Raw genomic sequence first — 25,947 nt, 5'->3', positions numbered from 1 at the left:
CGACCCTCATAACAGTGATGTACTGCGGCTTCCCACCATTAACAGATGGTGCCTAAAACCGCGCACTTGATAAAAGGAGCGATCATGTCATTTCCTACCTATGATGCATTTGGCGGTTTCGTTAATTCAATTGTACCGTTTGGGAGCCGGAAGCGAGCTTTGCGTTTACCGAAGACCTTGAACCAACTTAATACTGGCGTCACTCGTATTGTGGACGTCTATGCTGCGAATTACGCGGCAATCGTTCGAGATGGTTTTAGTACTGCTAACCCTGAGGCTCCACCTAATCCTGATGCCCCATTTGCAGTATTGAATGACACGCAGAAAGGAACCCGAGTGGCCATTATTGGCGCCGGCATGTCCGGGCTCTGCGCCCTCTACGAACTCACCCGCTGCGGGTTGACGCCGACCCTCTTCGAGGCCTCGGGGCGCATTGGCGGCAGATGTTTCACCGAAGAGTTCACGGGGCTGGCAGCCGGGGCCGATCCGGCAGAAATGGGCGCAATGCGTTTTCCTGATACGGCAAAATTGATGTGGCACTATTTCAAGAAGACCGTCGGTACAGCGAATCCAATCTTTCAACCATTTCCCAATCCTGGCATCGTCGCGACGGCACTGAATGTCGAAGGCAACACCTCAACCTGGATTTCTGACCCAGCTGTCGCCAGTTTCGGACTACCAGCACGTGTCGATACTCTCGGAGGCGAGTTTGACGAGGTGTTCATTCGCGAAACAACGATTGAGGTCGATACTGATACTGGAGTGTTCTGGACGCTAGAGCACACCGCGGGGGTACTAAAACAGCCGACGCTCACAGCACAGGAAGAGACGCGTATTAAAGCGTACTGGAGCGCAATTATCGAAAAATTCGACAAGGTCAGTCTGGAGATGTTTGTCCGGACCCAATTGCAGGCCCCGCAGCCCGAAGGAGAGCCTAGCTGGACGGAAAGTGACGTCAGAATGTTCAAGGCGGTTGGATTTGGTACCGGCGGGATGGGACAGGACTTTCCAACGTCCATGGTGGACTTTATTCGCTATGACGTGTGGGATTATGAGGCACTGTATCGGTGGGGGCCTGAGTTCACGTCTTCAGGATTCGCCGAGTCATTCCTTAAGCTTAGTACTGATTTGAATCCGAATATTAAAGTCATCATGAGCGCTGCGTTTGGCATAACCCGGCTGCTAACAGATACAGTTTCCGTCAGCTATGTAGATGCCGGCACAGTTACAAGCAAAGAGTTCGATTATGTTATCGTGGCCACGGGCAATCCCGCCATGATGCAGCCCATGTTACTCGACGAAGGCACTACGGTGGGGTTCCCCCGCCCTTTTGGAACATTTGGTAGCGATCTTAACTTCCCTCTGACTCTTTACACCAAGCAAATCCGGGAGTCGATTCGCAATGTGGAGTTTTATCCTTCCACCAAAATTTGGGCCGCAACGGACGGTACTTTATTGTCTAATCCCGATTGGCCGACAGCCGATGGTCAGAAAGTACGATGGATCGTGACTGACCGCTTGCTGGGGCAAACGGCAATTTTCCCGAATGCAGACGCATCAAAATACTCGGTATTGCTAACCTATCAGAATGGGTTTGACTCGCTGCGCTATCACCCCTTGCCATTGCCGATCCCCTACTATACCCCTATCGCCCCCCCAAAGTGGGACTTGGCGACCAATCAGCTGACCTTGAGTTACATTGGCATGTCCTCCAACAATCTTGGCGCCACCGATTTAAATGATATCGGAAACACTATCAATCATAGTTTTTTGGGCGCAGGCATTGGTGGGGACAACACCTTCAAAATTGAATGGCATAATGAGCCCTATATTCAGGGTGCCTTCCGGCTCCTACTGGCGGGGCAATATAATTACAATGCGATTCTGGCGTTTCAGTACACGGTGGTTAGCCCAGAAAGGTACAAGGATGAGGAGACTGGCACCACAGTCATTCCGCAACCATACCGCCGCGTGTTTCTCGCCGGCGAATCAGCGTTTTTTCTGGACGGCTGGATCGAAGGACCGCTTTACGCTGGAGTGAACTCGGCGTCAGCGGTGCTGTTCTCCATACTAGATAATGCGGTGGCGGGCGGCGGTGGTGATACCAGCAGTTTACGAACCACTGAGTTCGTGAAACCGAGTTTTATCTGGAAATTTGGAACCAACGCTGACACGGCTGCCGTGGACTTCTGGAATGACTCGATGACATAACCTGTAGTTTCTGCGTTCTTTTCTTTCGAGCGGTAAGACCAGAAAACAGCCAGGCTGGACTACGGAGACGCAGCCCCCCTGACCTTCTTAAAGAGGTTCAGGGGTTCTGTGTTTTTGGAATACTATTTAGTTCCGGTAACACTTCACCCCACCTCAGCCCCTCCCCCGGCGTCCTGCCGAACGAACACAATCCCTATCGACACACGCCAACCGACGCAACCAACTCCCACCCATAGCCGATCCGCTGCCGACGCTCAGCCAACGGCGCGCTCTCCATTGAAACATGCTGTAACCCCTTCAATTTGGCAAGGGCCACGGCTGTGGGTTCAATGGGCGTTTTTTTACAAGGAGCGGGCCATGCCTACCAGTCAAATAATTTTGTTGGTCATCTTCGGAGTCATCGTCATAGCTTGTGGCGCCAGACTTGACATGAAGAACCACAAAAAAGAAAAAGCAGCCCGGCAAGCTCAGAACTATTCCGGACTCTAATCGCACGTTTTCGCGCACTCCTCACTTAACGCAAACTTCACCGACATAACGCTGCAGCGCCCTCAGGGCTGCTTGATCGGCAATGATCCCGGCTCGGATATCGAAAACAGCTCGTCCAGCAGCTGGAGCGAGTTCGAAGGATCCGCCAGGGTCCAGGCTGATGGCGCTGGCGGTGCTGGGCACGTCGCCGCCACTGGCACGACAACTTCCCGCGATGCGCAGCCGGCGAGCACCATCGGCAACAGCGCGGCGCAGAGTTTCATTCTCAGTGAGAGCATCGGTCTTTTCCTTCTGAGCTTTTTGGTCGAGTGCGGCGAGCGCCCGTTCGGCTACCTGTTGCTTTTCGAGTGCCTGCCTGGCCTGTGCGGCGCCAGCATTGGCGATCAAGGTCAGATCAGACTGGTCGTGGCCTGTGATCTGGATCAGCCCGCACCCGCGATACTTTTGCCCATCGCCGTCGGCTTCTGGTGTGTTGCCCAACCGCTGGGCCACCAGCCCGGCGTCGTACTTCCTCAGGTACTGGTCGCCCCCGAGCTCCTTCACATAGCGGAACTGACCCGACTCATGGCCCACTTGGGCGATGAACGCCGCCATGCGCAGCCGGGTGTTGATCTGGAACCGATCCATGGTCAGATTAAGCGCAGACGCAAAAACGCCGGCTTGTTTGCCGGCATTTGGGAGGATCTGGCGAGCATTCTCACCTAAATGGGTGTCCGGTTTCATTAGACCGCAACACGGCGCCTGACTGGAGACAGCCACGAGCATCCCCATGGACGCTTTGAAAGATGAACTGTCGGGACTGAATCGTGTCTACGAGACTAGGGATGACGCAGTATCTACATGGCTGGTGCAGAGCAGGACAACCGGCCAGCCTTTAAAGCCCTCACCTGGAATCAAATATGTCTAAAAAGCTTGCTGCTATTTTGTTGTCCGCATTTGTTGGCGTGGCTGCCGGCAATGTAATGGCTGCTGAAGGCCAGTGGCAAAAAGATCACCCCCGTAGAGCCGAAGTAAATGGTCGTCTGGCCAACCAGAACAAGCGAATCAGCAACGAAGTCAAAGAGGGTGAAATAACCAAGGGGCAAGCAGCCAATCTACATAAGGAAGACCATCAGATTCGTCAGGAAGAACGGAGCATGGCTAGCCAAAATAGCGGACATATCACCAAGCAGGAGCAAAGGACCCTTAACCAACAAGAGAATGCTGTAAGCCACCAGATTGGCGGCTAAGCCTTACCTGTGATTTTCGGTTTGTGCGCGCCTTAGTGCGCTTTTTTTGAACATGTTTTGCCCATTAGCCCGCGAGGTCTCCCCTCACGGGCTAATGGTATTGATGGACCGGTGAATGTGACGACTGAAAGTCTCGCTAACCACCTGACCCGCCCTCACCTACCTCGATCGATTTCCTAGAACGACTCGGCAAGCTGCAAAATCACTATTTAGTGGCACGATGCAATAAAGAAACGTTGTAATCGTAGGTCGATATCAACGGCATTGGCCCCTCGTTCCGAGACATCTCAAGCCATTGTCTTGTTCGTACAATGTCAAAGAGTTCACTTTTAAATTTCATTTTCGCAACGAGGTTCGCTGAGACCCTAAAGTGTCCACATCCGGCCGAGCATTTGACCTCGGACCAGCATCCTGTCATGTAAACAATTTTAGAAGCCGCCTGGCAAATTAAGCATTGCATGTCCGATCTCCATTTCGATGACTTACCTACTGTAGCCGAACATCAGCCAAGGCTCCCCCATGCCCACAGAAAATCCCAAGGTCTATCAAGCCAGCGAAGGTGCCGAAGGCAAACAGTAATAACCTTCGCCACCAGCATCGCCCAAGCTCGCCTGTCAGCCGGCCCCCCCACGCTTCCTATCCGTTAAGGCCAGTGAGGGCTGGCTTTGCGGTCCCGATTGTAACGGTAATTGCCCCTATAGTAGGTCTAGGGGGAGCCTTGGGAACTTGTTTTATGGCCGGCACCTTTGCGGGCTCAGGCGACATGCCTTCATTTTTGGTGTCGGTCGTCACTACAACTTTCTCGTTAGCCATGGGTTGTTTCTCTTCCATGCACGCCAAGGTGGCATCCTTCTACGTCCTCGGCCCCGGTTTTAGGCCAGGGCGTGGTGTGTAACTGAGCAACTTCTGCATAGGCAACTTGGAAAGTGATCCCGTATTGACCGGCGATGAATTCGAGAATAGCTGCCTTTTCCTCGCTGTCGATCATTGAAAGAAACTGCGCACTCGCCAAACTGAATACATTCAGGGCTTGGGTTGGGGGGATTACTGATGATCCTCCTACCGATAGCAGCCCCGCTTTACATGCTCTGGCTCATCTACAAAGGTCCGCGCCGATAAGGGTTCACCCCACCAGTCACCTCAGGGGAGAGAGTGTGTAACGCAACTGGCGAGATGAACCAATAAACCGTAGCTCACCTTCAAAGCGTGCCACACGCCCTTCATCTGAACTCCAAATACCCACCTTCTGCCGCCACGCGCGGCATGGAATAGCTCATGAGCATTCAATTTTTATCGCACGAGGAGGTTTGCGAGCTGGCCGGCCAGCGTGTAACGGACACGCGATTGATGGACGAACGAGACGTCCGCAATGGCCAAATTTGGGTGCTTCAGGGGAAAACAAACGCCAAACGGTGGATTGAGATCACGGGAGAGCTAAAGGTATTGATTGATCGAATCATGTCCCGAAAGTCAGAACGCAAGGTCCGCTTGACGCGGCTGATCGTTACAGAGGATGGCCCACCAATGTCGGTGGCGATGTTGCGGGGAAGCGAACTTCTCTCTGGTCCTGAAACTGAAACGACGCTGGCATCGCCGCAATTGAAGGCACTGCTCAAGTACCGGCAGGCTCTGCGCGATATCACCAAACTGCCAGGTTTTCCGGCTGTCGAGCTACCTAGTATGGAGTGGTGACCAGCGATTGCATCGGATTTGACCAACACGCGTTGTAACCATGATCGGCAGAGAACAGCCAATAACGGCCAATCGATTGAACCGAGTTGCCCGCCCAAGGCGCGACCGATGCGAACTGTGAAAGAAACGCCTAAATGGATACGTTCTCGCAAATCCCTCCGCGGCCAAAACTTTCACCAACCAAATGCGTCGCCAACTTCTTCTAGCATTTGGGGTGATCATAAGTTGTTCACCTCGGCGAGCCGATCTGCTAGACCGTTCGCGAACGCCCGCGCCTGCCCGACATAGCTGGGCGGCAGAGTTGCTGGCGGAATCTTTATTCCCAAGTAGCGATTCTTGGTGACACCCGTCGAGAGAAAGCTGAGCAGCGCCAGCATCGAATCAACTGGGCCACCGCCAGCAGTGAAGTGGCTGCCATCCACGTATTTGCCGCCTCGTTTAACGCCGAGCCGTTTCAGGATTTTCAAGTCATCACGCCAATAGCGGTGGGCCACTGCAACGGCGGCAAAGCGATTTCCGGCAAGCAGTGTCCCAGCGACGTCGGACTCAAGAAACGTACGAATCGGCATGCAGGGGTGCAGCCACCAAGTCGGCGATGCGATGCAGACCAGGTCGAAGTGGCTGTCGCGAGCCTCATCCGGGATAACGATCTGACCGGTCACACCCCGTAGTTGCGGGAGAATCATGCCGAAAATGTCGCGGTACACATGGCGCAGAGGAAAGCTGGAGAACCGGCCCGCGTACCGGGGGTCCGTGAACTCCAACCTGGCCAGTCGTACCTCGCAGCCTCGTTCGCGCAGAGCATCTGTCATGACCTCGACCACCTGCCGCGTCTGCTGGCTGTACGTATAGTAAACAAACAGGACCGTCTTACCTGCAAGACTCATATAGATTGCTCCGGGCTCGCGCCGCCGGTCATTCAAACACAACGCTGACCGCCCTTCTCCCTTGTACTATTTCAGCCACTTAAGGCTCGACCGTCGAAGCTTAGAGGGCTTGATGTTTCTACTGATATTGAAAGCAGAGAAGAGCGGGCTGAGATTGGCATCGCGACTCCTGCGTGAAGATTTGAGCGTAGCAGTAGATTCTTGGTTGGAGGCCGTGTTGTCTTACCCGGGTGCTGCGCAAGTGGGGTAGGTGCTTGGCACCGGTATAAATTAACGAGGTATAGGTGTCCGGTTTGACATGGGCCAGCGTGCTGGTCGCTATCGGCCGATTCTGTTGAAAAAGTCGGATTTTCAGATCACCTGAAATCAGACACGGCCACCACCGGAGACCCAGATCAATGCAGCGCGTGCTACGGTCGTGCGCCAGCCGAAATCAGGAGTTGCGGCAACTCAAGGATTCGTTGTCTACGCTGCATACTCAGGCCGAACATCGGCATTACGGCTGTTAAACCCTGTTTACCAGAAGGAGTTCCCACGATGCCCCCCCTATCGATCTGTCACCGTTTTGGCCTGACACTGCTCTTGGCTCTGGCGCTTCCGATACTTGCGCAAGCAGCCGAACCGCTGCCCTCGTGGAACGACGGCCCGTCGAAGCAACACATCATGGAGTTCGTCCAGGCCGTCACCGACCAAAGCAGCAAGGACTTCGTCAAACCCGAAGACCGCATCGCGGTATTCGACAACGACGGCACCCTGTGGAGCGAAAAGCCGATGTACTTCGAATTCCTGTTTGCCCTCGAAGAAGTCAAGCGCACCGCGCCGCAACACCCTGAGTGGAAAACCACCCAGCCGTTCAAGGCCGTGCTGGAAGACGATCACAATGCGCTGGCGGCTGGCGGCATGGAAGGCATGATAAAAATCTTCATTGCGACCCACACCGGAATGACCACCGAAACGTTCGATGACTACGCCAAGACTTGGCTCAGCCAGGCCAAGCACCCGACGACCGGCAAGCTGTACACCGAGATGGTTTTCCAGCCAATGCTGGAGTTGCTCGATTATTTGCGTAGCGAGAACTTCAAAACCTTTATCGTCTCGGGTGGCGATACCGATTTCATGCGTACCTTCGCCCAGAAGGTCTACGGCGTTCCTCCGGAACAAGTGATCGGCACTTCATTTGTCACAACTTTTCAGGATAAGGACGGCAACACCTCGATCCTGCGCGAACCAAAATTTGCCCACTACGATGACGGTCCGGGCAAACCGGAAAGCATCAGCGCAATCATCGGCAAACGTCCGATCCTCGCCTTCGGCAACTCCGATGGCGACTTGCAGATGCTGCAATGGACCGCCGCAGGTCCGGGCAAACGATTCATGGGGCTGGTGCATCACACCGATGCCAAACGCGAATGGGCCTATGACCGCAATACTGATATCGGCCGTTTGGACAAGGCACTGGACGTAGCCGATGCCCGTGGCTGGACGGTCGTGAACATGGCCACCGAATGGCGCGTGATTTATCCATACAACACCCCCACAACCGAGCAAGTGAAGTAAACAAGGTAATTTAACCCGACGGGCTCATGGCAAACTAAGCCAAGGGCCCAGCCACTAAAATTTAGTAAAGAGAGATACGCATTTACCAATTTCACCATGAACGTTCGGAGTACTGAAATGCCTGTGGTTCCTAGACAGGGCAAAAATTCTTTGGGCCCTCTTTTGGAAGAGAGATTCGCTGGCGTATGGTGAACCGCTAATTAAGGCTAAAATGGTTGCCACCATCCCCCTCGTAAGGTTTGTTGGGCGGACGCTTACTTCTGGTCGTTCGCTTGGTTTAATCAGGACGGACCAAATGCCACCCCTTTAATCTCACGTTAGAGTTCGATTGAGACCGAATATCGTTTCAGGCCTTATGCACGCCTTGGTGAACGTCTGCTATGGGTCCAGGCTGTGTGAAAACGCGAGTGATTGTCTAACCTTCTGATCGTCTAGATCGTATCGGGGGCGATCATGAAGCGATTCATCGAAGGTGAGACTCGGACGCAAGTGACGTTGCTGCCGGAGTGCCTGGACGATTATGTAGCCGAAGAAAATCCGGTCCGAGTGGTCGACGTTTTCGTCGATGAACTCGATCTGGGTGCACTTGGGTTTGAAGGTGTTGATCCAGCTGCAACGGGGCGTCCGGCCTACCATCCAGCGATCTTGCTGAAGATCTATATCTACGGCTATCTCAATCGCATTCAGTCCAGTCGCAGGCTTGAACGTGAGGCCGAGCGCAACGTCGAGTTGATGTGGCTGACGGGGCGCTTGGCTCCTGACTTCAAAACCATCGCCGACTTTCGCAAAGACAACGGCAAAGCCATTCGCAGCGTCTGCCGTCAGTTCGTAGTGCTTTGTCGCAACCTCAATCTTTTCTCTGCATCGATCATCGCCATCGATGGCAGCAAGTTCAAAGCCGTCAACAATCGTGACCGTAACTTCACCCAGGGCAAAGTGAAGGCACGTATGCAGCAGATCGAACAGAGCATTGACCGTTATCTGGCGGCGATGGATTCGGCGGATCGGGCAACGCCCGAAGTGGCCGAGGCCAAGGCCAAGCGGCTGAAAGAAAAAATCGAAACGCTGAAAAAGCAGATGCAGAAACTCAAGGATATCGAGGCGCAGCTCCACGACAGTCCAGACCAGCAAATCTCCCTCACAGACCCAGATGCACGCTCAATGGCCACGAGCGGACGAGGCACCGGAACGGTTGGCTATAACGTCCAAACAGCTGTCGACGACAAGCACCATTTGATCATTGCCCATGAGGTGACCAACGTTGGTAATGATCGTGGGCAACTGAGCAATATGGCGAACCTGGCGCGTGAAGAAATCGAGGCTGAAACGCTAACGGTGGTGGCCGACCGAGGCTACTACAAAGGTCTGGAAATCCTTGCCTGCGAGCAGGCGGGCATCACCACCTTTGTACCAAAACCCCTGACATCAGGCAGCAAAGCCGAAGGCCGATTTGGTAAGCAGGACTTCATCTACGTTGCTGCATCGGACGCGTATCGATGCCCTGCGGGACAGTTGCTGACCCGGCGGCATTCGTCGATGGAAGACGGCATGTTGTTGCACTGTTACTACTTCTCGGGCTGCCAGTCCTGCGCAATGCAAAAGCAATGTACGACGGGTAAGGAGCGCCGAGTGAGGCGCTGGGAACATGAGGCGGTAATCGACGCGATGCAGGTTCGACTAGCACATGATCCAGCGATGATGAGGGTTCGCCGAAAGACAGTTGAGCATCCTTTCGGAACACTCAAATATTGGATGGGAGCCACCCACTTCCTGACTAAAACTCTGCCGAGGGTAAGTACCGAGATGAGCCTTCATGTGCTCGCCTACAACCTCAAACGAATGATGAGCATCTTCGGCATCGCAGGACTGCTTGAAGCGATCAGGGCGTGAATCCAGCCGTTTGATCGTCCGTGAGTGGCTGTTTGGGCCTCTGACGCGGCCCAAACAGCATTTACGGGCGCCTATGTAGCTGACGAGGGCAATTCGCGCTTCAGTCTGCTGGTTTCGCAGGCAACGCCCGTAGGCCTCAATTTTCGACGTATTCAGTGCGTTTTCACACAGCCTGGGTCGATTCTGTTGAAAAAGTTGGCCATGGTTTCCACGGCAGAAAAGTACGCGCTTCAGATTGAAATCTTTACTTTAAGCAGAGGATTCCGGGCTCAGATTTCGCGTAACTGCGCGCAAAAAAGGCGTTTTCAGCAGTCAGTACGCGGGCAGTCTGAGTCTGGAAGGACCGACTTTTTCAACACAATCGGTCGTTCTCTGCCGGTCATGCCCACGAATCGTGCTCGTCAAATTCGATGTAAATGACTGGTCAGGTCGAATGCAAATGGGTGGGCAAGTCCGTGCAATTACCCATCCCCGGCCTGGATCGCCGAGTAGATCCGATAGAGCCCCAACATTGAACGACCCGGCGACCTTTTAGACACCGACGGTACAAGCCCACCAACTCGCCCAACCAACGCGCGCGCGGCAGCCTGTGCAGTGTCATTCAATCACTGCGCAGGCAATCCCCATGGCCGACGAATACCACCACGGCGTGCGAGTCCTCGAAATCAACGAGGGCACGCGCCCCATTCGCACCGTTTCCACCGCTGTCATCGGTCTGGTCTGTACTGCCGAAGACGCGGATGCCACGATGTTCCCTCTGGACACCCCGGTCCTGATCACCAACGTGCAAGCCGCGATCGGCAAGGCGGGTACCCAAGGCACGCTGGCGGCCAGCCTGCAGGCGATCGCCGACCAGACCAAACCGGTTACCGTGGTGGTTCGTGTCGCGAAAGGCGCCGATGACGCCGCGACCACCAGCAACCTGATCGGCACCACCACAGCGGCCGGCAAATACACGGGCATGAAAGCCCTGCTCGCGGCCAAGTCGCGCCTAAAGGTCTCCCCGCGCATTCTCGGTGTGCCTGGCCTCGGCACCCTGCCGGTTGGCCACCGCTCTGGTCGCTATCGCTCAGCAGCTGCGTGCCTTTGCCTACGTCAACGCCTGGGATTGCCAGACCAAGGAAGAAGCGACCGCCTACCGCGAGAACTTCGGCGCCCGCGAAGTTATGGTGATCTGGCCAGACTTCCAGAACTGGGGCACCGTCACCAAGGCAGCTACCGACAAAGAAGAATCGACCGGCAACATTCGAGAGGCGATGGACCAGCTGGGACACACCACAGTCGTGATGACCGAGCACTACATCCGCAACCGAAAAGGCAAGAAGGTAACGTCAACAAAATAGGAATTGCGGCAAGATTTGAAAATTGCGGCAATAAAAAACGAAGGGCTTGCATGAGGTATCTCATGCAAGCCCTTGATATTCATGGTGCCCGAAGCCGGAATCGAACCGGCACGCCCTTACGAGCGGGGGATTTTAAGTCCCATGCGTCTACCAGTTTCGCCATTCGGGCGGTAGCGCGATAAAGCTGTCTGAAAACGGCTAAACAACTGGCCATTTTTGACGCCTGTGCAGCAGAGGGGGAAATATATACATCCCGTCCCGGTGAAGCAAGTTCGCAACTATCCTTTTCAAGACTAAATCTTTCAGGATGGTGCAAATAAAAAAGCTCCGTAAATCATAGATCTACGGAGCTTGTTTATAGTGGAGGCCGAAGTCGGAATCAAGCCAGCGTACTTCGATTTGAAATCCATCCACAACACAAGCAATTTCAATAGGTTAGCATCATTAGCGTTCCGCAAGCTACTGATTTTTAACGAGCTGTATCCCACGGGTTGCAGGGGTTTGGTTCTGGGTTGCGGAACAGTTTTTTTCGATCCGGGCGTGCTACTGGCTATGAGCAAGAGAGGCTTCGCCGCTCGAAAAAGCACCAATAGTATGATGCTTTTTACCCTGCTCATCATTTCCTGGAGAGTCAATCATGGGAACCGTTCGGAAAACCATCACTGTGACCGACCAGCAAGACGGTTGGATCAAAGCGCAAATCGAAGCTGGCCACTACACCAACGACAGCGAATGCATCCGCGATCTGATACGACGCGAACAAGAGCGTAGTGCTGAGCTTGAAAGTATCCGCGCAGCCCTTCGGGAAGGTGAAACCAGCGGAAAACCTCGCCCTTTCGACCCCGTCGCATTCAAGAAAAGAATGTTGACTGCGCATGGTTGAATATCGTCCGCTGCAGGGTTGAACGGCACATGATTTACTTTCGAATCACAGCTTATGGAATTGCGATTATTCGCGTATTGCATGATCGGATGGATGCACAGCGGAATCTGTAGCGGCCTTTTAGAATAGGACTGATTCCGCCCCCACTGCTTCCGACATACCCCTCCTTGCCCAACCAGCGACGATTAGCTTTCCAATGATGGTTGTGCATAGCTTTCCACCTGAAACGTGCTCTGCTTGCCCGCAAGGCTCCCTGGCCTGCCCCTTGTAGCAACTACTTTTATAGCAGCAGCGACCGCACAACTTCCCTCCTACTCGCCTAAGCTTACTTCGGGCCTCATTTTTCAAAGAGCCGAAGCAACTATGCCTATGGAAGTAGATGTGAAGAAGTTGCAGCCCATTCGTGGGCAAGGAGTAAATCATGTCAAAAAACATAGTTTTCTGTGCGGACGGCACATGGAATGGTGATAGCGAAGCACCGGACGATGTAACAGACCCGACAAACGTCTTAAAAATATTTTCGAACCTGGGTGGCGTCGACGCTATAGGCAGTTATCGCTTAGCGGACGAGCAAGAGCGCACGTTGCAGGACTTCGCCGGCAATGTTGTGCAAATAGCCAAGTATCTTCATGGCGTCGGAGATTCCGACAACCTTCTGGTCAAATTTTTAGGTGGCGCGATCGGTGCAGGGCTTATCACTCGTGTCATTCGCGGTTATACGTTTTTTTCGCGCAACTATCAGAGCGGGGACAAAATTTTCCTTATCGGATTCAGCCGCGGAGCCTACACCGTACGCGCGCTCGCCGGCTTAATCGAAGCGCAGGGCCTACTTAATCCCGCGAAAAACAATTTGAACGACCCGGCAACCGCGTACAAGCTGGGAACTGCAGTGTGGTACGCGTTCCGCCGATCGGCGGTTTCGGGGGATTTAAACCGCGTAGCCAAGCTCGAGGATATGGTCTCAATGCTACCGGGCTTTTTTAGGACTCCGGTAGACCCCACTCAACTTATCGCGGACGTCCCTATCGACTCCGTAGCCGTCTGGGAGACGGTCGGTTCAATGGGAATCCCGCAATTCGCAGATGAGCCCAGTCAAATAGATGCACTGAGATTCGTCGACACACAGTTGAGCAGCAATGTCAGCTACGGCTTCCACGCGATTTCGATTGACGAACAGCGCATCAATTTCCCTCCCACTCTGTGGGACCAGGAAGATCGAGTCGTGCAATCGCTTTTTCCGGGGGCTCACGCGGATGTAGGGGGAGGCTATCCGACCAGTAACAATGAATCCGGGCTATCGGATGGGGCACTCCTATGGATGATGACAAAGCTCGCTACTCGCGGGCTTATATTCTCGACGCCATCAGCAGTTATCCCCGCACCTTTAGCTAGCGGCACTGCCCATGCGCCTTGGCAACATCAGCCCTGGAGCGCGCTCGGCACTGAACGCAGATTGAGTGGCACCCATCAATTCTGCCCCGGACTAGTACTTAACCAATCCGCACTCGATCGCATTAACAGCGGACCGGTCGTGCCCGACCCTGCCCTGAATAGGTGCAACTACACCCCCCCGAACCTCGATCTATATGTCGGCAATTGTCCCCAGGCGCCTCTGCCCGGAATAACCGTGGACTGACATGTATCGATCGATGGCACTGGCCCACTCTGGCGGATAGTGTTCGGGGGATGGCCGTCGACTATGACCACAGGTGCTCCATCGTTCGCAGTTGCGGAACACCACCCAAAAATTGCGGAACACTTCACTTTCCTTTGGGCAATAAAAAACCCCGTAGATCATTGATCTACGGGGTTGTTTATTAGTGGAGGCCGAGGTCGGAATCGAACCGGCGTAGGTGGATTTGCAATCCACTGCATAACCATTTTGCTACTCGGCCTCAAACATTTGATGTCATGTAGCGCAACAACAAATGTGTACAAACTTGGAGCGGGAAACGAGACTCGAACTCGCGACCCCGACCTTGGCAAGGTCGTGCTCTACCAACTGAGCTATTCCCGCGTCTTGGTGTGGCGCATTCTATAGAATCCAGAAGCCCCGTCAACCCTTTGATTCAAAAAAGTTTTATTTCTTTTCTACGTCGGTCTTCAGATGAGGCCAGGCAGCCCGCAAGTACTGGACCATGGACCACAAAGTCAGGCCAGCGGACACCATCAGCAACGCGTAACCGACCAGGACCCAGAAACTGAAGTCCGACGGGTTGGCCAACAGGATCACCAGCGCCAGCATTTGCGCGGCGGTTTTCCATTTGCCCAGGTTGGACACGGCGACGTGCGCGCGAGCGCCGAGTTCGGCCATCCACTCCCGGAGTGCGGAAACGACAATTTCGCGGCCGATGATCACAGCGGCCGGCAGCGTGAGCCACAGGTTGCCGTGTTCTTGCACCAGCAATACCAGCGCAACGGCGACCATCAGCTTGTCAGCCACCGGATCGAGAAAGGCCCCGAACGGCGTGCTTTGCTCCAGACGGCGGGCCAGGTACCCGTCCAGCCAGTCTGTGGCAGCGGCAAATGCGAAGACCGAGGCGGACGCCACGTAGCTCCATTGGTAGGGCAGGTAGAACAGTAAAATGAAGATCGGGATGAGCAGGACACGTAGAACGGTAATCAGATTAGGGATATTCATCGGCACAACTGGCTACGAGGTGAGGTGGCATTCTACTCGCTGTGCAGATTTGCATAAATCAACTCTGCGAGCTTTTTACTGATCCCGGGTGCTTTGGCGATCTCTTCGATGCTGGCACGAGACAGCTCCTGCAATCCACCAAAATGTTTCAACAAATCGCGGCGACGTGTCGGACCGACCCCGGCGACGCCCTCAAGTGTAGAGGTGCGGCGGGTTTTCCCACGGCGCGCACGGTGGCCGGTGATCGCGAAACGGTGAGCTTCGTCGCGTATCTGCTGAATCAAATGCAGCGCGGGGGAATCACCGCGCAAGGTAAATTCATGGGCTGCATCGTTCAGGTACAAGGTTTCGAAACCGGCCTTGCGTGTCGCGCCTTTGGCCACGCCCAGCAGAATAAGGTCGGGCACCGCCAGTTCATTGAGCACATCGCGGGCCATGGACAACTGACCCTTGCCGCCGTCCACCAGCAGAATGTCCGGCAGCTTGCCCTCCCCGTCCTTCAGCTTGCTGAAACGTCGGGTCAGTGCCTGGTGCATCGCTGCGTAGTCATCACCCGGGGTGACGCCCTCAATGTTGTAACGACGGTAGTCAGACTTGATCGGGCCTTCGGGGCCAAATACTACGCAGGAGGCCACCGTCGCTTCGCCGCTGGAGTGGCTGATGTCATAGCACTCGAGGCGCTGTGGCGGTTCGTCCAGATTCAGGACTTCTGCCAAGGCATCGAAACGAGCCGCAACGTGTTGACGGTTGGCCAACCGTGCACCCAGCGCCTGCTCGGCATTGGTGACAGCCAATTGCTGCCAGCGGGCTCGTGTACCGCGGACCCGATGGCTGATGGTCAGTTCGCGACCGCGTAGCTCTTCGATGGCCGCGATCAGGGTCGGGAAGTCTTCGTGAACCACGTTGACGATGAGTTCACTCGGCAAGTCGCGTTCAGGGCTGCTGATGAAGTACTGGCCGAGAAACGCCGCCATCACCTCGGAAACGTCCTCTTCAATGCCTACCTGCGGAAAGAAGTTCTTGCTCCCCAGTACGCGGCCGCCGCGCACGCTGATCAAGTGCACACACGCACCGCCCGGGTTGATAAACGCGGCGATGACATCGACGTCACCCGTGCCGCCTTCCATGCTTTGCTGATCCTGGACCCGGCGCAGCAACGAGATCTGGTCCCGCAGCTCTGCCGCACGCTCGAACTCGAGGTTGATCGCCGCCTCTTCCATGCCAGCGGACAATTCGTCGGTCAGCGCATTGCTGCGACCCTCAAGGAACATCACTGAGTGCCGAACGTCCTCGGCATAGACCTCGGGTTCCACCAGGCCGACACAAGGCGCCTTGCAGCGTTTGATCTGGTATTGCAAACAGGGACGCGTGCGGTTTTTGTAATAGCTGTCTTCGCATTGACGAACAAAAAAGGTCTTTTGCAGCAGGCTCAGGCTTTCGCGAATGGCACCCGCACTTGGATAAGGACCGAAATATTTGCCCTTGGCCTTCTTCGCACCGCGATGGATGCTCAAACGTGGGAACGGGCCATCCGAGAGGAAGACGTAAGGATAGGATTTATCGTCGCGCAGCAGAATGTTGTAGGGCGGCCGCCATTCCTTGATCAGCGTCTGCTCGAGCAACAAGGCCTCGGTTTCATTGGCCGTAATCGTCGTTTCGACTTGGGCGATGCGCGCGACCAGCGCGGCGGTCTTGGGCGCCAGACCGGATTTTCGAAAGTAACTCGACAGGCGATTCTTGAGGTTCTTGGCCTTGCCGACATAGAGCAGGCGTGCCTCGCTGTCGAACATGCGATACACACCGGGGCGCCCACTGACCGTTGAAAGAAAGGCGCTTGGATCGAAGGCTTCAGTCATTTTCAGAGGCTGGCATCAACCATGCCGTGACGAACCGCCAACAGCGTCAACTCGACATCGCTGCTGATCGAGAGCTTCTCGAAAATACGGTAACGGTAGGTGTTCACGGTTTTTGGCGACAGGCAGAGCTTGTCGGAAATGATCTGGACTTTCTGACAGCCGACAATCATCAGCGCGATCTGGATTTCCCGCTCCGACAACGCGTCGAAGGGCGAATCGTTGGTCGGCTGGAAGGATTTGATCGCCAGTTGCTGGGCAATCTGCGGACTGATGTAGCGTTGTCCGGCAAACACCAGGCGGATGGCCTGGACCATTTCAGGCAAGCCGGCGCCCTTGGTCAGATAACCCGCAGCCCCCGCCTGCAACAGGCGTGTAGGAAACGGATCCTCTTCGCACACGGTGACCGCAACGACTTTGATGTCCGGATGACTGCGCAACAATTTGCGCGTGGCTTCAAGACCGCCGATACCGGGCATCTTGACGTCCATCAGCACCACATCGGGTTTCAGCTCACGCGCCTTGAGCAGGGACTCTTCGCCTGACTCAGCCTGGCCGACTACTTGCAGGCCATCGATGTCAGCCAGCATTCGTGTAATGCCTGTACGAACGAGATCATGGTCATCGACTACTAGCACCCTAATCAAGCAGACACCTCGCGATATGGTCCTATTGGGTTGCCGACACCTTAGCAAAAAGCAACTGGCAGACCTAGCGGAAAGCGGCATATAAAAAGTTTCAATACGTCTGGAAAGGCTTGCCGCCAGCGTGTTTCAGCGAGGCAAGTCACCGATATCGCGCTGCATTCTCAGGAAACACGCCTCTTCACCGACTACCATGAGGCCCTTTCTCTCATACAACGCTTTCGCCGGATTATTTTCAAAAACCGTCAGACGCAAGGCCGGGCGCCGCTCCTTGCACGCCATGGCAACGACCTGATCGATCACCCAGGAACCGGCGCCCTGTCCCTGAAACGCCTCCAGCATGTGCAGTTCGCGAATGTATAAAGCCCTGGCGTCTCTGCTCAGGCTCACATAACCCAGCGAAACATCCTCTCGCACAACCAACCAGTTTTCACGTCCCGCCCAGCCCACATCGAACGCCTCGTCCTGCCACAACAAATCGTGCTGCAGGTAATAACGCAACATGTTGCGGCGTGTGAGATCGCGAGCAAAACCGAGGTCCCCGGAAGTCGCCGTACGTAATTCAAACCCCATCAAGCCTCCGAAACAGCGACTATTTGCCCCTGCCACCCCTGCGCGTTGCGCCGAGCAATCACCATCAGATTGCCGGTTGCCGGCGCGACCGAGATCAGCGAACCGTCAGACGCCCAGATTGCGCTGCGTCCTGCTGACTCCCAGCCCCCCGTCGCACCACCCTGATTGGCCATCAGGACCACCATCGAATGGCTGCGGGCGTAGCCTTGCAAGATGGCCGTGTCCGGGGCGTAGCCGTTTTCCGTAATCAGCACGCCGGCCGCATAAATATCCGCGCCTTGCTGCGCCGCCGCTGCCGCATGGCTGTCGTGGGAAAAATCCGCGCACACCGCCAGCGCGACAGTGTCGGTACCAATCGTCAGGGGCGAGCCACCGGTGCCCGGGGCAAACGCCACCTCCTCGCCTGCGTGCAAATGTTGCTTGCTATAGATCCCCAGCGAACCATCGGCACCCAGCACCAACGCCCCGATCAATACTGGCGAATCTTCCGACAGCCGAATAGGCATACCGACAACCGTTGTTACGCCGACTTTATGCGCGAAATCTCGCAGGGACTGCAGAACCTCGGCGCCCGGCACAATGGCCAGCTCAGCCGCCAGTCCACGCTCGTACCCCGTCAACGATAACTCCGGGAACACCAGCAATTGCACGCCCTGCTCTGCAGCCACCTGCATGAAGCGTTGATGCCCGGCGATATTGGCAGCAAGGTCGCCCGCGACGGAAATCGATTGAGCGGCCGCGATGGTCAGTGGTGTCATGTTTCGTCCTTGTGATGAGGTATTGGGTCGAGGCCACGAGTGTGTCACAACCTTCGACGCACTCAAGCGATAGCAAACCTCGTCGGTGATCGATAGCAATTTCTGATTGAATCCGCGTACCGGCCTCTAGTAAGCTCGGCGCATCCATCGGAGACAAACCATGTTCAACGCCCGCTCACCGCTTCGTACCGCCAGCGCCCCGCGCTCGGTTGCGGCTGCCCGGGTGAACGACGCTTGCGCTCCGGTCAGCTTTTATTTTGGGTATTGGTTTAGCCACTGGCGCGCCTGATACCCACACGGCGCCCACTTTAAACGGGTCGCCACCAGAGAATTCTCAACCCCCGGTCGGCCTCCCGACCGGGGGTTTTGTTTTTTCAGCCCCAGACACTTTTTAGCAACAACCAGACATTCAGAGGATTTAGAAAATGAACTACGCCACTTATTACCGTTACGACAGTTTTACCGCCTGGCGATTTAGCAGCCTCCGCTCGGGACAGCCTGCCGCCTCCGATCGGTCACCCACTGGTGGCAAGCACCCACACGCAGCCAATCCGGCTAATTGTCGAACACCCCAATAGGGCCGAGTGCGCGGGAACGATCCCGCCACCAGCCCAGGAAGCCTGAACATGAATTCGTCCGTCTCCGCTCTGCCGCTGTCCACCCTGAGCCCTGCCAATGAAGCGCTGACCCTGCGTCTGCCCAGCTCGTTGCAACTCAAACAGCAATTGCCACTCAGCAACGCCCTGACCCAGCAAGTCACTGCCCACCGCGACGCGGTCCGCGCGATCCTCAACGGTGAAGACTCCCGTCTGCTGGTGATCGTCGGCCCTTGCTCGATTCACGACCCGCAGTCAGCCCTCGAATACGCCAACAACCTTGCCCGGCTCGCCGCTGAAGTCAGCGATGAACTGCTGTTGGTGATGCGTGCCTACGTCGAAAAGCCTCGCACCACGATCGGCTGGAAAGGCCTGGCCTACGATCCGCACCTGGATGGCAGTGATGACATGGCCGGTGGCCTGACGTTGTCCCGTGAGCTGATGCGCGAAATGCTCCGTCTTGGGTTGCCGATTGCCACCGAGCTGCTGCAACCGATGGCCGCTGGTTACTTCGACGATCTGCTGAGCTGGGTGGCCATCGGTGCCCGCACCACCGAATCGCAAATTCACCGGGAAATGGCCAGCGGCCTGAGCATGCCGGTGGGCTTCAAGAACGGCACCGATGGCAGTGTCGGCGTCGCCAGCGACGCCATGCGCTCGGCCGCCCATCCGCATCGTCATTTCGGTGTCGACAGCCAGGGACACCCGGCGATCATTCAGACCCCGGGCAATGCGGACACTCATCTGGTATTGCGCGGAGGCCATCGCGGGCCGAACTACGACCGCGACAGCATCGCCCAGGTGCATAGCGACCTGACCAAGCTGAAAATCCCGGCGCGAATCATGGTCGACTGCAGCCACGCCAACAGCGGCAAAGATCCGTTGCGTCAGCCGGCGGTGTTCAACGACGTGCTTGAACAACGTCTGCAAGGTGATCGATCGCTGATCGGCATGATGATTGAGAGTCACCTGTTCGAAGGTTGCCAGCCGTTGAGCCCGTCGCTGCGTTACGGCGTGTCGGTGACGGATGGTTGCCTTGGCTGGGACGGGACGGAGGACTTGTTGCGTCAGGCGGCAACGCGGCTGCGAGCGCAACACGGGTAACAGTCAAATGACGTTCTGGAGGTAGGCCATAACCCAAATGTGCTCTACCTCCCATTAAAGGATGGCCGAATATTCCGATATAGACCTCATCTTCATTCGAGCTTTCGTACCTTTTCTATACCGTTTTCATCAGCTTACAGCGGCTTTTTCATACACCGCATACGCGCAGGAGTGCTTTAGAGTGAGCCGCAAGCACACCCATGAACTTCCGCGAAAAGGTATGAACATGCAACGGAATGCAACCACTCACCATCCGATCCTCTTGGTCCACGGGTTTTTCGGCTTCGAGCGCATCGGCAAGTTCGAGCTGTTCCATGAGGTCAAACACGCCCTCAGAGGGGCTGGCGCCAGGGTGTTTGTCCCGCACCTGTCGGCTACCCATAGCAACGAAGCGCGCGGCGACCAATTGCTGATGCAGATCGAACGGGTGCTGGAAGGAACCGGCGCGAAAAAAGTCAACCTGATCGGTCACAGTCAAGGCGCACTCGCCGCACGCTATGCAGCGGCGGTAGCGCCACACAACGTCGCCTCGGTGACGTCCGTCAGCGGGCCAAATCATGGTTCGGAATTGGCCGACTTCCTGCGCAAGGCCCTGACGCCCGGACGCCTGCCAGAACATATCGCAGAGACGGTTGCCACCCTGTTTGCCGATTTTCTGTCATTGCTCAGTGGCCATCGCCACCTGCCGCAGAACGCTGTCGCCGCGCTCAACGCGCTCACCACCGAAGGCGTGGGCGCGTTCAACGACAAGTACCCCCAAGGGTTGCCAAAAACCTGGGGCGGCAAGGGCCGCGAATGGGTTAACGGTGTTGGCTATTATTCCTGGTGCGGCATCCTGTCGAAGAATCCCCTCGATGAAGGGCTCAACGCGCTCGATCCACTGCATGGGTTATCCCGGGCCTTTTCCCGGTATTTCACCACCGAAGCGGAGCAGAACGATGGCATGGTCGGCCGATTCAGCTCCCATCTGGGCAAAGTGATCCGTTCCGACTACCCGCTCGACCACCTGGACAGCATCGGCCAGGCCATCGGTCGAGTTCGCACGGGGATCGACCCGATCGACTTATATGTGCAGCATGCCGAACGCCTGCGAATGGCCGGCTTATAAAGAAATGCCATACTGGCTGAGCCGTCCGGACGGAATTTTGAGAAGAAATAGACCACTGAATCCGGTAGGCTCAGCACTTTACTGAACATTGAAAGGAGAAATTACCCATGGCTAAAGCCACTGCCCGTCACATCCTGGTTGCCTCGGAAGCCAAGTGCAACGAACTCAAAGCCCAGATCGAAGGCGGCGCTGATTTCGCCGAAGTTGCCAAAGCCAATTCAACTTGCCCTTCCAGCCGCCAGGGCGGCGATCTGGGTTCGTTCGGTCCAGGCCAAATGGTCAAAGAGTTCGACGCCGTGGTCTTCAGCGCACCGATCAACGTGGTGCAAGGCCCGGTCAAGACCCAGTTCGGTTATCACCTGCTGGAAGTGACCAGCCGCCAGGACTGATCAACACCTGCGTATTACGCACAACGGCCCGCCTTTTGGCGGGCCGTTGTGTTTGGGATACGTGATACGGCTGGCGAGCGACGCGCCGGTAGCGTACAAATTGCGAATATCGACCACCCGGCTTTAAGGCTGACAATGCGACTGCTTTTCCCCACTTTATTGTTCACTGCCGTGGCCCTGCTGTTGGGCGCTGCCGGTGTGAATGCTGAGCCGCAACATGCGCTGACCGTGTACGGCGAACCGGCAAAGTATCCTGCTGGGTTCAGTCATTTTGCCTACACCAATCCGCAAGCCCCCAAGGGCGGCACAATGCGTCGCTCGGCGATCGAAATCGGTCACTTCGACCACATCTTGCCCTACATCGACAAGGGCATCGGCGTTACGCAGGTCGACGGTCTTCTCTACTCGCCTCTGGCCCAGCGCTCGCTGGACGAGCCTTACACTGTGTATGGCCTGGTCGCGCAGAAAATGGAGCGCCCCGATGATGGCTTGTTCCTGCGCTTCTACCTCAACCCAAAAGCCCGTTTCGCCGACGGGACACCGATCACTGCCGAAGACGTGCGCTACACATTCAACCTATTGATGACCCAGGGCAGCCTGCGTTATCGCACCCAGTTCGCCGATGTCAAAGGCGTCGAGGTGGAATCACCTCTGACGGTTCGGTTCGACTTCAAAAGCAACGAAAACCGTACCCTGCCACTGGACGTCGCGACCCTGCCGGTGTTTCCCGAACACTGGTGGAAAACCCGCGACTTCGCAGGCGGTGGCGGTTACGAGCCGCCACTGGGAAGTGGCCCGTACACGATAAGCAAGGTCGACTCCGGGCGCAGCATCACTTTTGAGCGCAATCCCGACTGGTGGGGCAAGGATTTACCGGTCAGCCGTGGCCTCTATAATTTCGATCACTTCAGCATCGAATACTTTGGCGATACCGATGTGGCGCGCCAGGTACTGCGTGGTGGAGCCTACGACTACAACCGTGAATTCTCCGCCACCGGGTACTCGATCGGTTACGACAGCCCGGCCCTGAGCGACGGTCGCCTGCAAAAGGCGCACCTGGCCACACAAGCGCCACAACCGAGCCAGGGCTTTGTGTTCAACCTGTTAAATCCGATTTTCCAGGATCGACGGGTGCGCCAGGCGCTGGCCATGCTCTGGGATTTCGAGTGGAGCAACCGGCAGATGATGCGAAACATGTACATCCGCCAGCACAGCTTCTTTTCCAACACCGACCTCGCCGCCCGACAATTACCGGATGCAGGCGAGCTGGCGATTCTTGAACCATTACGCGGGCAGATCCCCGACGAGGTGTTCACTCAAGTCTTCGAAGCGCCAAAAACCGATGGCAGCGGCCTGATTCGGAACAAGCAGTTACAAGCCCTGGACTTGCTTGAGCAGGCCGGCTGGAAACCCGATGGCGATCAACTGGTCAACGCTAAAGGCGAACCGCTGAGCTTCACCTTTCTGGTCAGCCAGAACGGCATGGACCGATTGCTGCTGCCTTATAAGCGCACGTTGAAACAGATCGGCATCGACCTGAACATCCGCCGCATTGACTCCTCCCAGTACGTCAATCGCCTGATGAGCCGCGACTACGACATGATCGTCACCGGTTACCCGGTCACCACCTCGCCCGGCAGCGAGCTGATCAATTACTTCGGTTCGGCCTCGGCCACCGACCCCGGTGCCAATAACTACATGGCGCTGAAGAATCCGGCGGTGGACACCTTGATCACCGGCCTGATCCGCGCCACCACCCAGCCGGAAATGCTGCGCTATGCCCACGCGCTGGACCGGGTGCTGCAATGGAACTACTACTGGATCCCCAACTATTACCCGCCGGGCACCTCCACCGTGTGGTGGAATCGCTTCGGCATGCCCACCGAGCAGGCGAGCAATGACGAAGCCATCGAAAGCTGGTGGGAAATGAGCACCACGCCGCTGACTAACCAACAGATGACTGCCGAGAAAATCAGTCGCGGCAAACCCGGAGGGCCGCACTGATGTGGACTTATATAGTGCGGCGCTTGCTGCTGATCATTCCGACGCTGGTGATCATTCTGCTGGTCAACTTCATCATCGTTCAGGCGGCACCGGGCGGCCCGGTGGAACAGGCCATCGCACACCTGCAAGGCATTGGCGGGGCCAGTGTCGGCGGCGGTTCCGGCGAAACCATGTCCGGCACTTCCCGGGCCAGTCGCGGGCTCGATCCGCAAATGATCAAGGACATCGAAAAACAATACGGCTTCGACAAACCCGCGCATGAACGCCTGTGGCTGATGCTCAGCAGTTACGCGCGCCTGGACTTCGGCAAGAGTTTCTTCCGTGGCGCCACAGTCACCGACCTGATCCTGGAAAAAATGCCGGTCACCATTTCCCTCGGGCTCTGGGCGACGCTGATCACCTATCTGGTGTCGATTCCGCTGGGCATCCGCAAGGCCGTGCACCATGGCAGCCATTTCGACATCTGGAGCAGCACCGCGATCATCATCGGCTACGCCATGCCGGCGTTCCTGTTCGCGATGTTCCTGATCGTGGTCTTCGCCGGTGGCACCTCGCTGAACTGGTTCCCGGTCCGGGGGTTGGTGTCGGACAACTTCGAATCGCTGTCGACCGTGGGCAAGATCGCCGATTACTTCTGGCACCTGGTGCTGCCCGTTACCGCGTTGGTGATCGGCGGTTTCGCGACCCTGACCATCCTGACCAAAAACTCCTTCCTCAATGAAATCACCCGCCAGTACGTGGTGACCGCGCGGGCCAAAGGCATGAGCGAGCGGCGCGTGCTGTACGGACATGTGTTCCGCAACGCGATGTTGTTGGTGGTATCGGGGATTCCCCAAGCGTTCATCAGCGTGTTCTTCGCCGGTTCCTTGCTGATTGAAGTGATTTTCTCCCTCGATGGCCTGGGTCGCATGAGTTACGAAGCCGCGGTTTCTCGCGACTATCCGGTGGTGTTTGGTTCGCTGTTCATCTTCACACTGTTCGGCCTCTTGATAAAAATCGTCGGCGATCTGTGCTACACCCTGGTCGACCCGCGCATCGACTTCGCCGCGAGGAACGCCTGATGTTCAAGCTCTCGCCGTTAGGCCGTCGACGTTTCGAACGCTTCAAGAAAAACCGGCGTGGCTGGTGGTCGCTATGGTTGTTTGTCGGGTTATTCCTGCTAAGCCTGGGTGGCGAACTGATCGCCAACGACAAACCGCTGATTGTCAGTTATCAGGGCTCGCTGTATTTCCCGGCGTTCAAGCGTCACACCGAGCTGGAGTTTGGCGGGCAACTGCCCTTCCAGGCCGATTACCGCAGCGACTACGTGCAGAAACTGATTCAAAAGGATGGCGGCTGGATGCTGTTCCCGCCGATCCCGTTCAGCGACGACACGCCGAACTATGACCTGAATCAACCGGCACCGAGCCCACCCTCCAGCGTTAATTGGCTGGGGACTGACGACCAGGCTCGCGACGTGTTGGCCAGGGTGATTTTCGGTGCGCGGGTGTCGATTCTGTTCGCCTTGATGCTGACCTTTGTCAGCGCCCTGATCGGCATTGCGGCCGGCGCGCTGCAAGGCTATTACGGCGGCTGGGTCGACCTGATCGGTCAGCGATTGCTGGAGGTATGGTCCGGGCTGCCGGTGCTGTACCTGCTGATCATCCTCTCGGGGTTCGTCGAGCCGAATTTCTGGTGGTTGCTGGGGATCATGGCGCTGTTTTCCTGGCTGGCCCTGGTGGACGTGGTGCGCGCCGAGTTCCTGCGCGGACGCAACCTGGAATACGTCAAAGCCGCCCGCGCGCTGGGCCTGAGCGACCGAAAAGTTATCGTGCGGCACATCCTGCCCAACGCGATGAACGCAACCTTGAGTTATCTGCCGTTCATTCTGACCGGGGCGATTTCCACGCTCACGGCGCTGGATTTCCTAGGCTTCGGCATGCCGGCCGGCAGTGCCTCGCTGGGCGAACTGATCGGCCAGGGCAAGCAGAACCTGCAAGCACCGTGGCTGGGGCTGACAGCGTTTTTCACCCTCGCGCTGATTCTTTCTTTACTGGTGTTTATCGGGGAGGCGTTGCGTGACGCCTTTGACCCGAGGTCATGATGCGGGCAGATGA

At 56.3% G+C, this 25,947-nt stretch carries 22 protein-coding genes, 3 tRNA genes and 3 pseudogenes; 17 read left to right on the top strand and 11 right to left on the bottom strand.

The genetic code is table 11. The annotated features are described in order from the left end of the window. The first annotated feature begins 84 nt into the window (after positions 1-84). Together AC1MDT_RS05585 and AC1MDT_RS05580 are read left to right on the top strand one after the other, a co-directional pair. The gene (locus tag AC1MDT_RS05585) at positions 85-2,211 is read left to right on the top strand and encodes a flavin monoamine oxidase family protein (RefSeq protein WP_480421078.1); all 2,127 of its coding nucleotides are present in this window, start codon (positions 85-87) and stop codon (positions 2,209-2,211) included. 357 nt (positions 2,212-2,568) lie between these two features. Beyond that, on the top strand, positions 2,569-2,700 hold the full coding sequence (locus tag AC1MDT_RS05580; protein WP_480421077.1) for a hypothetical protein: 132 nt from the start codon (positions 2,569-2,571) through the stop codon (positions 2,698-2,700). A gap of 21 nt (positions 2,701-2,721) precedes the next feature. Here AC1MDT_RS05580 and AC1MDT_RS05575 read toward each other — a convergent pair whose 3' ends face one another. After that, positions 2,722-3,423: a lysis system i-spanin subunit Rz gene (locus AC1MDT_RS05575; RefSeq protein ID WP_480421076.1), complete on the bottom strand. Its 702-nt coding sequence runs from the start codon at positions 3,421-3,423 to the stop codon at positions 2,722-2,724. Between the two features lie 176 nt (positions 3,424-3,599). On the opposite strand from AC1MDT_RS05575, the gene AC1MDT_RS05570 reads away from it, so the two are divergent. After that, positions 3,600-3,929, top strand: a complete 330-nt coding sequence (locus AC1MDT_RS05570; RefSeq protein WP_480421075.1) for a hypothetical protein — start codon at positions 3,600-3,602, stop codon at positions 3,927-3,929. Between the two features lie 805 nt (positions 3,930-4,734). On the opposite strand, the gene AC1MDT_RS05565 is transcribed toward AC1MDT_RS05570, so the two are convergent. After that, positions 4,735-4,917: a hypothetical protein gene (locus AC1MDT_RS05565; protein WP_480421074.1), complete on the bottom strand. Its 183-nt coding sequence runs from the start codon at positions 4,915-4,917 to the stop codon at positions 4,735-4,737. A gap of 287 nt (positions 4,918-5,204) precedes the next feature. Here AC1MDT_RS05565 and AC1MDT_RS05560 point away from each other — a divergent pair, with 287 nt between their 5' ends. Further along, positions 5,205-5,621 carry a hypothetical protein gene (locus AC1MDT_RS05560; RefSeq protein ID WP_480421073.1) on the top strand — a complete coding sequence of 139 codons (417 nt, stop codon included), beginning with the start codon at positions 5,205-5,207 and terminating at the stop codon, positions 5,619-5,621. Positions 5,622-5,839: 218 nt separating this feature from the next. Here AC1MDT_RS05560 and AC1MDT_RS05555 read toward each other — a convergent pair whose 3' ends face one another. After that, positions 5,840-6,508, bottom strand: a complete 669-nt coding sequence (locus AC1MDT_RS05555; RefSeq protein WP_480421072.1) for a flavodoxin family protein — start codon at positions 6,506-6,508, stop codon at positions 5,840-5,842. Between the two features lie 537 nt (positions 6,509-7,045). Here AC1MDT_RS05555 and AC1MDT_RS05550 point away from each other — a divergent pair. The 4 genes and pseudogenes from AC1MDT_RS05550 to AC1MDT_RS05535 all read left to right on the top strand — a co-directional run. Continuing rightward, positions 7,046-8,065, top strand: coding sequence for an HAD family hydrolase (locus tag AC1MDT_RS05550; RefSeq protein ID WP_480421071.1), 1,020 nt, complete (start codon positions 7,046-7,048; stop codon positions 8,063-8,065). Between the two features lie 453 nt (positions 8,066-8,518). After that, complete coding sequence (locus tag AC1MDT_RS05545; RefSeq protein ID WP_480421070.1) at positions 8,519-9,955, top strand: IS1182 family transposase; 1,437 nt, start codon at positions 8,519-8,521, stop codon at positions 9,953-9,955. 625 nt (positions 9,956-10,580) lie between these two features. Further along, positions 10,581-11,169, top strand: a pseudogene (locus tag AC1MDT_RS05540) (phage tail sheath subtilisin-like domain-containing protein); the annotation flags it as partial. Further along, positions 11,164-11,298 (top strand): annotated as a pseudogene (locus tag AC1MDT_RS05535) (integrase); the annotation flags it as partial. The pseudogenes AC1MDT_RS05540 and AC1MDT_RS05535, both read left to right, overlap by 6 nt. An 82-nt stretch (positions 11,299-11,380) precedes the next feature. On the opposite strand, the gene AC1MDT_RS05530 reads toward AC1MDT_RS05535, so the two are convergent. Further along, positions 11,381-11,467, bottom strand: a tRNA-Leu gene (locus AC1MDT_RS05530). A 468-nt stretch (positions 11,468-11,935) separates the two neighbouring features. Here AC1MDT_RS05530 and AC1MDT_RS05525 point away from each other — a divergent pair. The 3 genes and pseudogenes from AC1MDT_RS05525 (at position 11,936) to AC1MDT_RS05515 (ending at position 13,817) form a co-directional block, all read left to right on the top strand. Further along, a complete protein-coding gene (locus AC1MDT_RS05525; RefSeq protein ID WP_480421069.1) occupies positions 11,936-12,181 on the top strand; it encodes a type II toxin-antitoxin system ParD family antitoxin in 246 nt (81 codons plus the stop codon). 8 nt (positions 12,182-12,189) lie between these two features. After that, positions 12,190-12,294, top strand: a pseudogene (locus tag AC1MDT_RS05520) (type II toxin-antitoxin system RelE/ParE family toxin); the annotation flags it as partial. 308 nt (positions 12,295-12,602) lie between these two features. Further along, positions 12,603-13,817, top strand: coding sequence for a DUF2235 domain-containing protein (locus AC1MDT_RS05515; RefSeq protein ID WP_480421068.1), 1,215 nt, complete (start codon positions 12,603-12,605; stop codon positions 13,815-13,817). Between the two features lie 185 nt (positions 13,818-14,002). Here the strand turns inward: AC1MDT_RS05515 and AC1MDT_RS05510 are convergent. The 7 genes from AC1MDT_RS05510 to AC1MDT_RS05480 all read right to left on the bottom strand — a co-directional run bounded on the left by AC1MDT_RS05510 (position 14,003) and on the right by AC1MDT_RS05480 (position 18,650). Continuing rightward, positions 14,003-14,076, bottom strand: a tRNA-Cys gene (locus AC1MDT_RS05510). 46 nt (positions 14,077-14,122) lie between these two features. Beyond that, positions 14,123-14,198 (bottom strand) — tRNA-Gly (locus AC1MDT_RS05505). A gap of 63 nt (positions 14,199-14,261) precedes the next feature. Further along, positions 14,262-14,822: a CDP-diacylglycerol--glycerol-3-phosphate 3-phosphatidyltransferase gene (gene pgsA / locus AC1MDT_RS05500; protein ID WP_414907123.1), complete on the bottom strand. Its 561-nt coding sequence runs from the start codon at positions 14,820-14,822 to the stop codon at positions 14,262-14,264. A 32-nt stretch (positions 14,823-14,854) separates the two neighbouring features. Further along, positions 14,855-16,678 (bottom strand): excinuclease ABC subunit UvrC, encoded by a 1,824-nt coding sequence (uvrC, locus tag AC1MDT_RS05495; RefSeq protein WP_201119745.1) that lies wholly within the window; start codon positions 16,676-16,678, stop codon positions 14,855-14,857. A 2-nt stretch (positions 16,679-16,680) separates the two neighbouring features. Next, positions 16,681-17,322: a response regulator transcription factor GacA gene (gene gacA / locus AC1MDT_RS05490; RefSeq protein WP_008015884.1), complete on the bottom strand. Its 642-nt coding sequence runs from the start codon at positions 17,320-17,322 to the stop codon at positions 16,681-16,683. Between the two features lie 126 nt (positions 17,323-17,448). Beyond that, complete coding sequence (locus tag AC1MDT_RS05485; RefSeq protein ID WP_480421067.1) at positions 17,449-17,892, bottom strand: GNAT family N-acetyltransferase; 444 nt, start codon at positions 17,890-17,892, stop codon at positions 17,449-17,451. Next, positions 17,892-18,650 carry a carbon-nitrogen hydrolase family protein gene (locus tag AC1MDT_RS05480; protein ID WP_480421066.1) on the bottom strand — a complete coding sequence of 253 codons (759 nt, stop codon included), beginning with the start codon at positions 18,648-18,650 and terminating at the stop codon, positions 17,892-17,894. Before AC1MDT_RS05480 ends, AC1MDT_RS05485 begins: the two co-directional genes overlap by 1 nt. Before the next feature lie 626 nt (positions 18,651-19,276). On the opposite strand from AC1MDT_RS05480, the gene AC1MDT_RS05475 reads away from it, so the two are divergent. The 6 genes from AC1MDT_RS05475 (at position 19,277) to AC1MDT_RS05450 (ending at position 25,934) form a co-directional block, all read left to right on the top strand. Next, on the top strand, positions 19,277-20,350 hold the full coding sequence (locus AC1MDT_RS05475; protein ID WP_480421065.1) for a 3-deoxy-7-phosphoheptulonate synthase: 1,074 nt from the start codon (positions 19,277-19,279) through the stop codon (positions 20,348-20,350). 226 nt (positions 20,351-20,576) lie between these two features. Continuing rightward, on the top strand, positions 20,577-21,458 hold the full coding sequence (locus AC1MDT_RS05470; RefSeq protein WP_480421064.1) for an esterase/lipase family protein: 882 nt from the start codon (positions 20,577-20,579) through the stop codon (positions 21,456-21,458). 107 nt (positions 21,459-21,565) lie between these two features. Further along, complete coding sequence (locus AC1MDT_RS05465) at positions 21,566-21,847, top strand: peptidylprolyl isomerase (protein WP_046048458.1); 282 nt, start codon at positions 21,566-21,568, stop codon at positions 21,845-21,847. Positions 21,848-21,982: 135 nt separating this feature from the next. Further along, positions 21,983-23,851 (top strand): extracellular solute-binding protein, encoded by a 1,869-nt coding sequence (locus AC1MDT_RS05460; protein ID WP_480421063.1) that lies wholly within the window; start codon positions 21,983-21,985, stop codon positions 23,849-23,851. Continuing rightward, a complete protein-coding gene (locus AC1MDT_RS05455) occupies positions 23,851-24,912 on the top strand; it encodes a microcin C ABC transporter permease YejB (RefSeq protein WP_480421062.1) in 1,062 nt (353 codons plus the stop codon). The genes AC1MDT_RS05460 and AC1MDT_RS05455 overlap by 1 nt, the downstream gene beginning before the upstream one ends. Further along, positions 24,912-25,934, top strand: coding sequence for an ABC transporter permease (locus AC1MDT_RS05450; RefSeq protein ID WP_480421061.1), 1,023 nt, complete (start codon positions 24,912-24,914; stop codon positions 25,932-25,934). The genes AC1MDT_RS05455 and AC1MDT_RS05450 overlap by 1 nt, the downstream gene beginning before the upstream one ends. The last annotated feature ends 13 nt before the right edge of the window (positions 25,935-25,947 follow it).

Source organism: Pseudomonas sp. ASL7 (genome assembly GCF_056680375.1).
The sequence above is the reverse complement of the archived record's forward strand: the minus strand, read 5'-3'. Positions and strand labels throughout refer to the sequence as shown.

Bases quoted from the DNA above. Each gene is read 5' to 3' on its own strand.
- AC1MDT_RS05585 (WP_480421078.1), top strand. From the start codon at position 85: ATGTCATTTCCTACCTATGATGCATTTGGCGGTTTCGTTAATTCAATT.
- AC1MDT_RS05580 (WP_480421077.1), top strand. From the start codon at position 2,569: ATGCCTACCAGTCAAATAATTTTGTTGGTCATCTTCGGAGTCATCGTC.
- AC1MDT_RS05575 (WP_480421076.1), bottom strand. From the start codon at position 3,423: ATGAAACCGGACACCCATTTAGGTGAGAATGCTCGCCAGATCCTCCCA.
- AC1MDT_RS05570 (WP_480421075.1), top strand. From the start codon at position 3,600: ATGTCTAAAAAGCTTGCTGCTATTTTGTTGTCCGCATTTGTTGGCGTG.
- AC1MDT_RS05565 (WP_480421074.1), bottom strand. From the start codon at position 4,917: ATGATCGACAGCGAGGAAAAGGCAGCTATTCTCGAATTCATCGCCGGT.
- AC1MDT_RS05560 (WP_480421073.1), top strand. From the start codon at position 5,205: ATGAGCATTCAATTTTTATCGCACGAGGAGGTTTGCGAGCTGGCCGGC.
- AC1MDT_RS05555 (WP_480421072.1), bottom strand. From the start codon at position 6,508: ATGAGTCTTGCAGGTAAGACGGTCCTGTTTGTTTACTATACGTACAGC.
- AC1MDT_RS05550 (WP_480421071.1), top strand. From the start codon at position 7,046: ATGCCCCCCCTATCGATCTGTCACCGTTTTGGCCTGACACTGCTCTTG.
- AC1MDT_RS05545 (WP_480421070.1), top strand. From the start codon at position 8,519: ATGAAGCGATTCATCGAAGGTGAGACTCGGACGCAAGTGACGTTGCTG.
- AC1MDT_RS05525 (WP_480421069.1), top strand. From the start codon at position 11,936: ATGGGAACCGTTCGGAAAACCATCACTGTGACCGACCAGCAAGACGGT.
- AC1MDT_RS05515 (WP_480421068.1), top strand. From the start codon at position 12,603: ATGTCAAAAAACATAGTTTTCTGTGCGGACGGCACATGGAATGGTGAT.
- pgsA (WP_414907123.1), bottom strand. From the start codon at position 14,822: ATGAATATCCCTAATCTGATTACCGTTCTACGTGTCCTGCTCATCCCG.
- uvrC (WP_201119745.1), bottom strand. From the start codon at position 16,678: ATGACTGAAGCCTTCGATCCAAGCGCCTTTCTTTCAACGGTCAGTGGG.
- AC1MDT_RS05485 (WP_480421067.1), bottom strand. From the start codon at position 17,892: ATGGGGTTTGAATTACGTACGGCGACTTCCGGGGACCTCGGTTTTGCT.
- AC1MDT_RS05480 (WP_480421066.1), bottom strand. From the start codon at position 18,650: ATGACACCACTGACCATCGCGGCCGCTCAATCGATTTCCGTCGCGGGC.
- AC1MDT_RS05475 (WP_480421065.1), top strand. From the start codon at position 19,277: ATGAATTCGTCCGTCTCCGCTCTGCCGCTGTCCACCCTGAGCCCTGCC.
- AC1MDT_RS05470 (WP_480421064.1), top strand. From the start codon at position 20,577: ATGCAACGGAATGCAACCACTCACCATCCGATCCTCTTGGTCCACGGG.
- AC1MDT_RS05465 (WP_046048458.1), top strand. From the start codon at position 21,566: ATGGCTAAAGCCACTGCCCGTCACATCCTGGTTGCCTCGGAAGCCAAG.
- AC1MDT_RS05460 (WP_480421063.1), top strand. From the start codon at position 21,983: ATGCGACTGCTTTTCCCCACTTTATTGTTCACTGCCGTGGCCCTGCTG.
- AC1MDT_RS05455 (WP_480421062.1), top strand. From the start codon at position 23,851: ATGTGGACTTATATAGTGCGGCGCTTGCTGCTGATCATTCCGACGCTG.
- AC1MDT_RS05450 (WP_480421061.1), top strand. From the start codon at position 24,912: ATGTTCAAGCTCTCGCCGTTAGGCCGTCGACGTTTCGAACGCTTCAAG.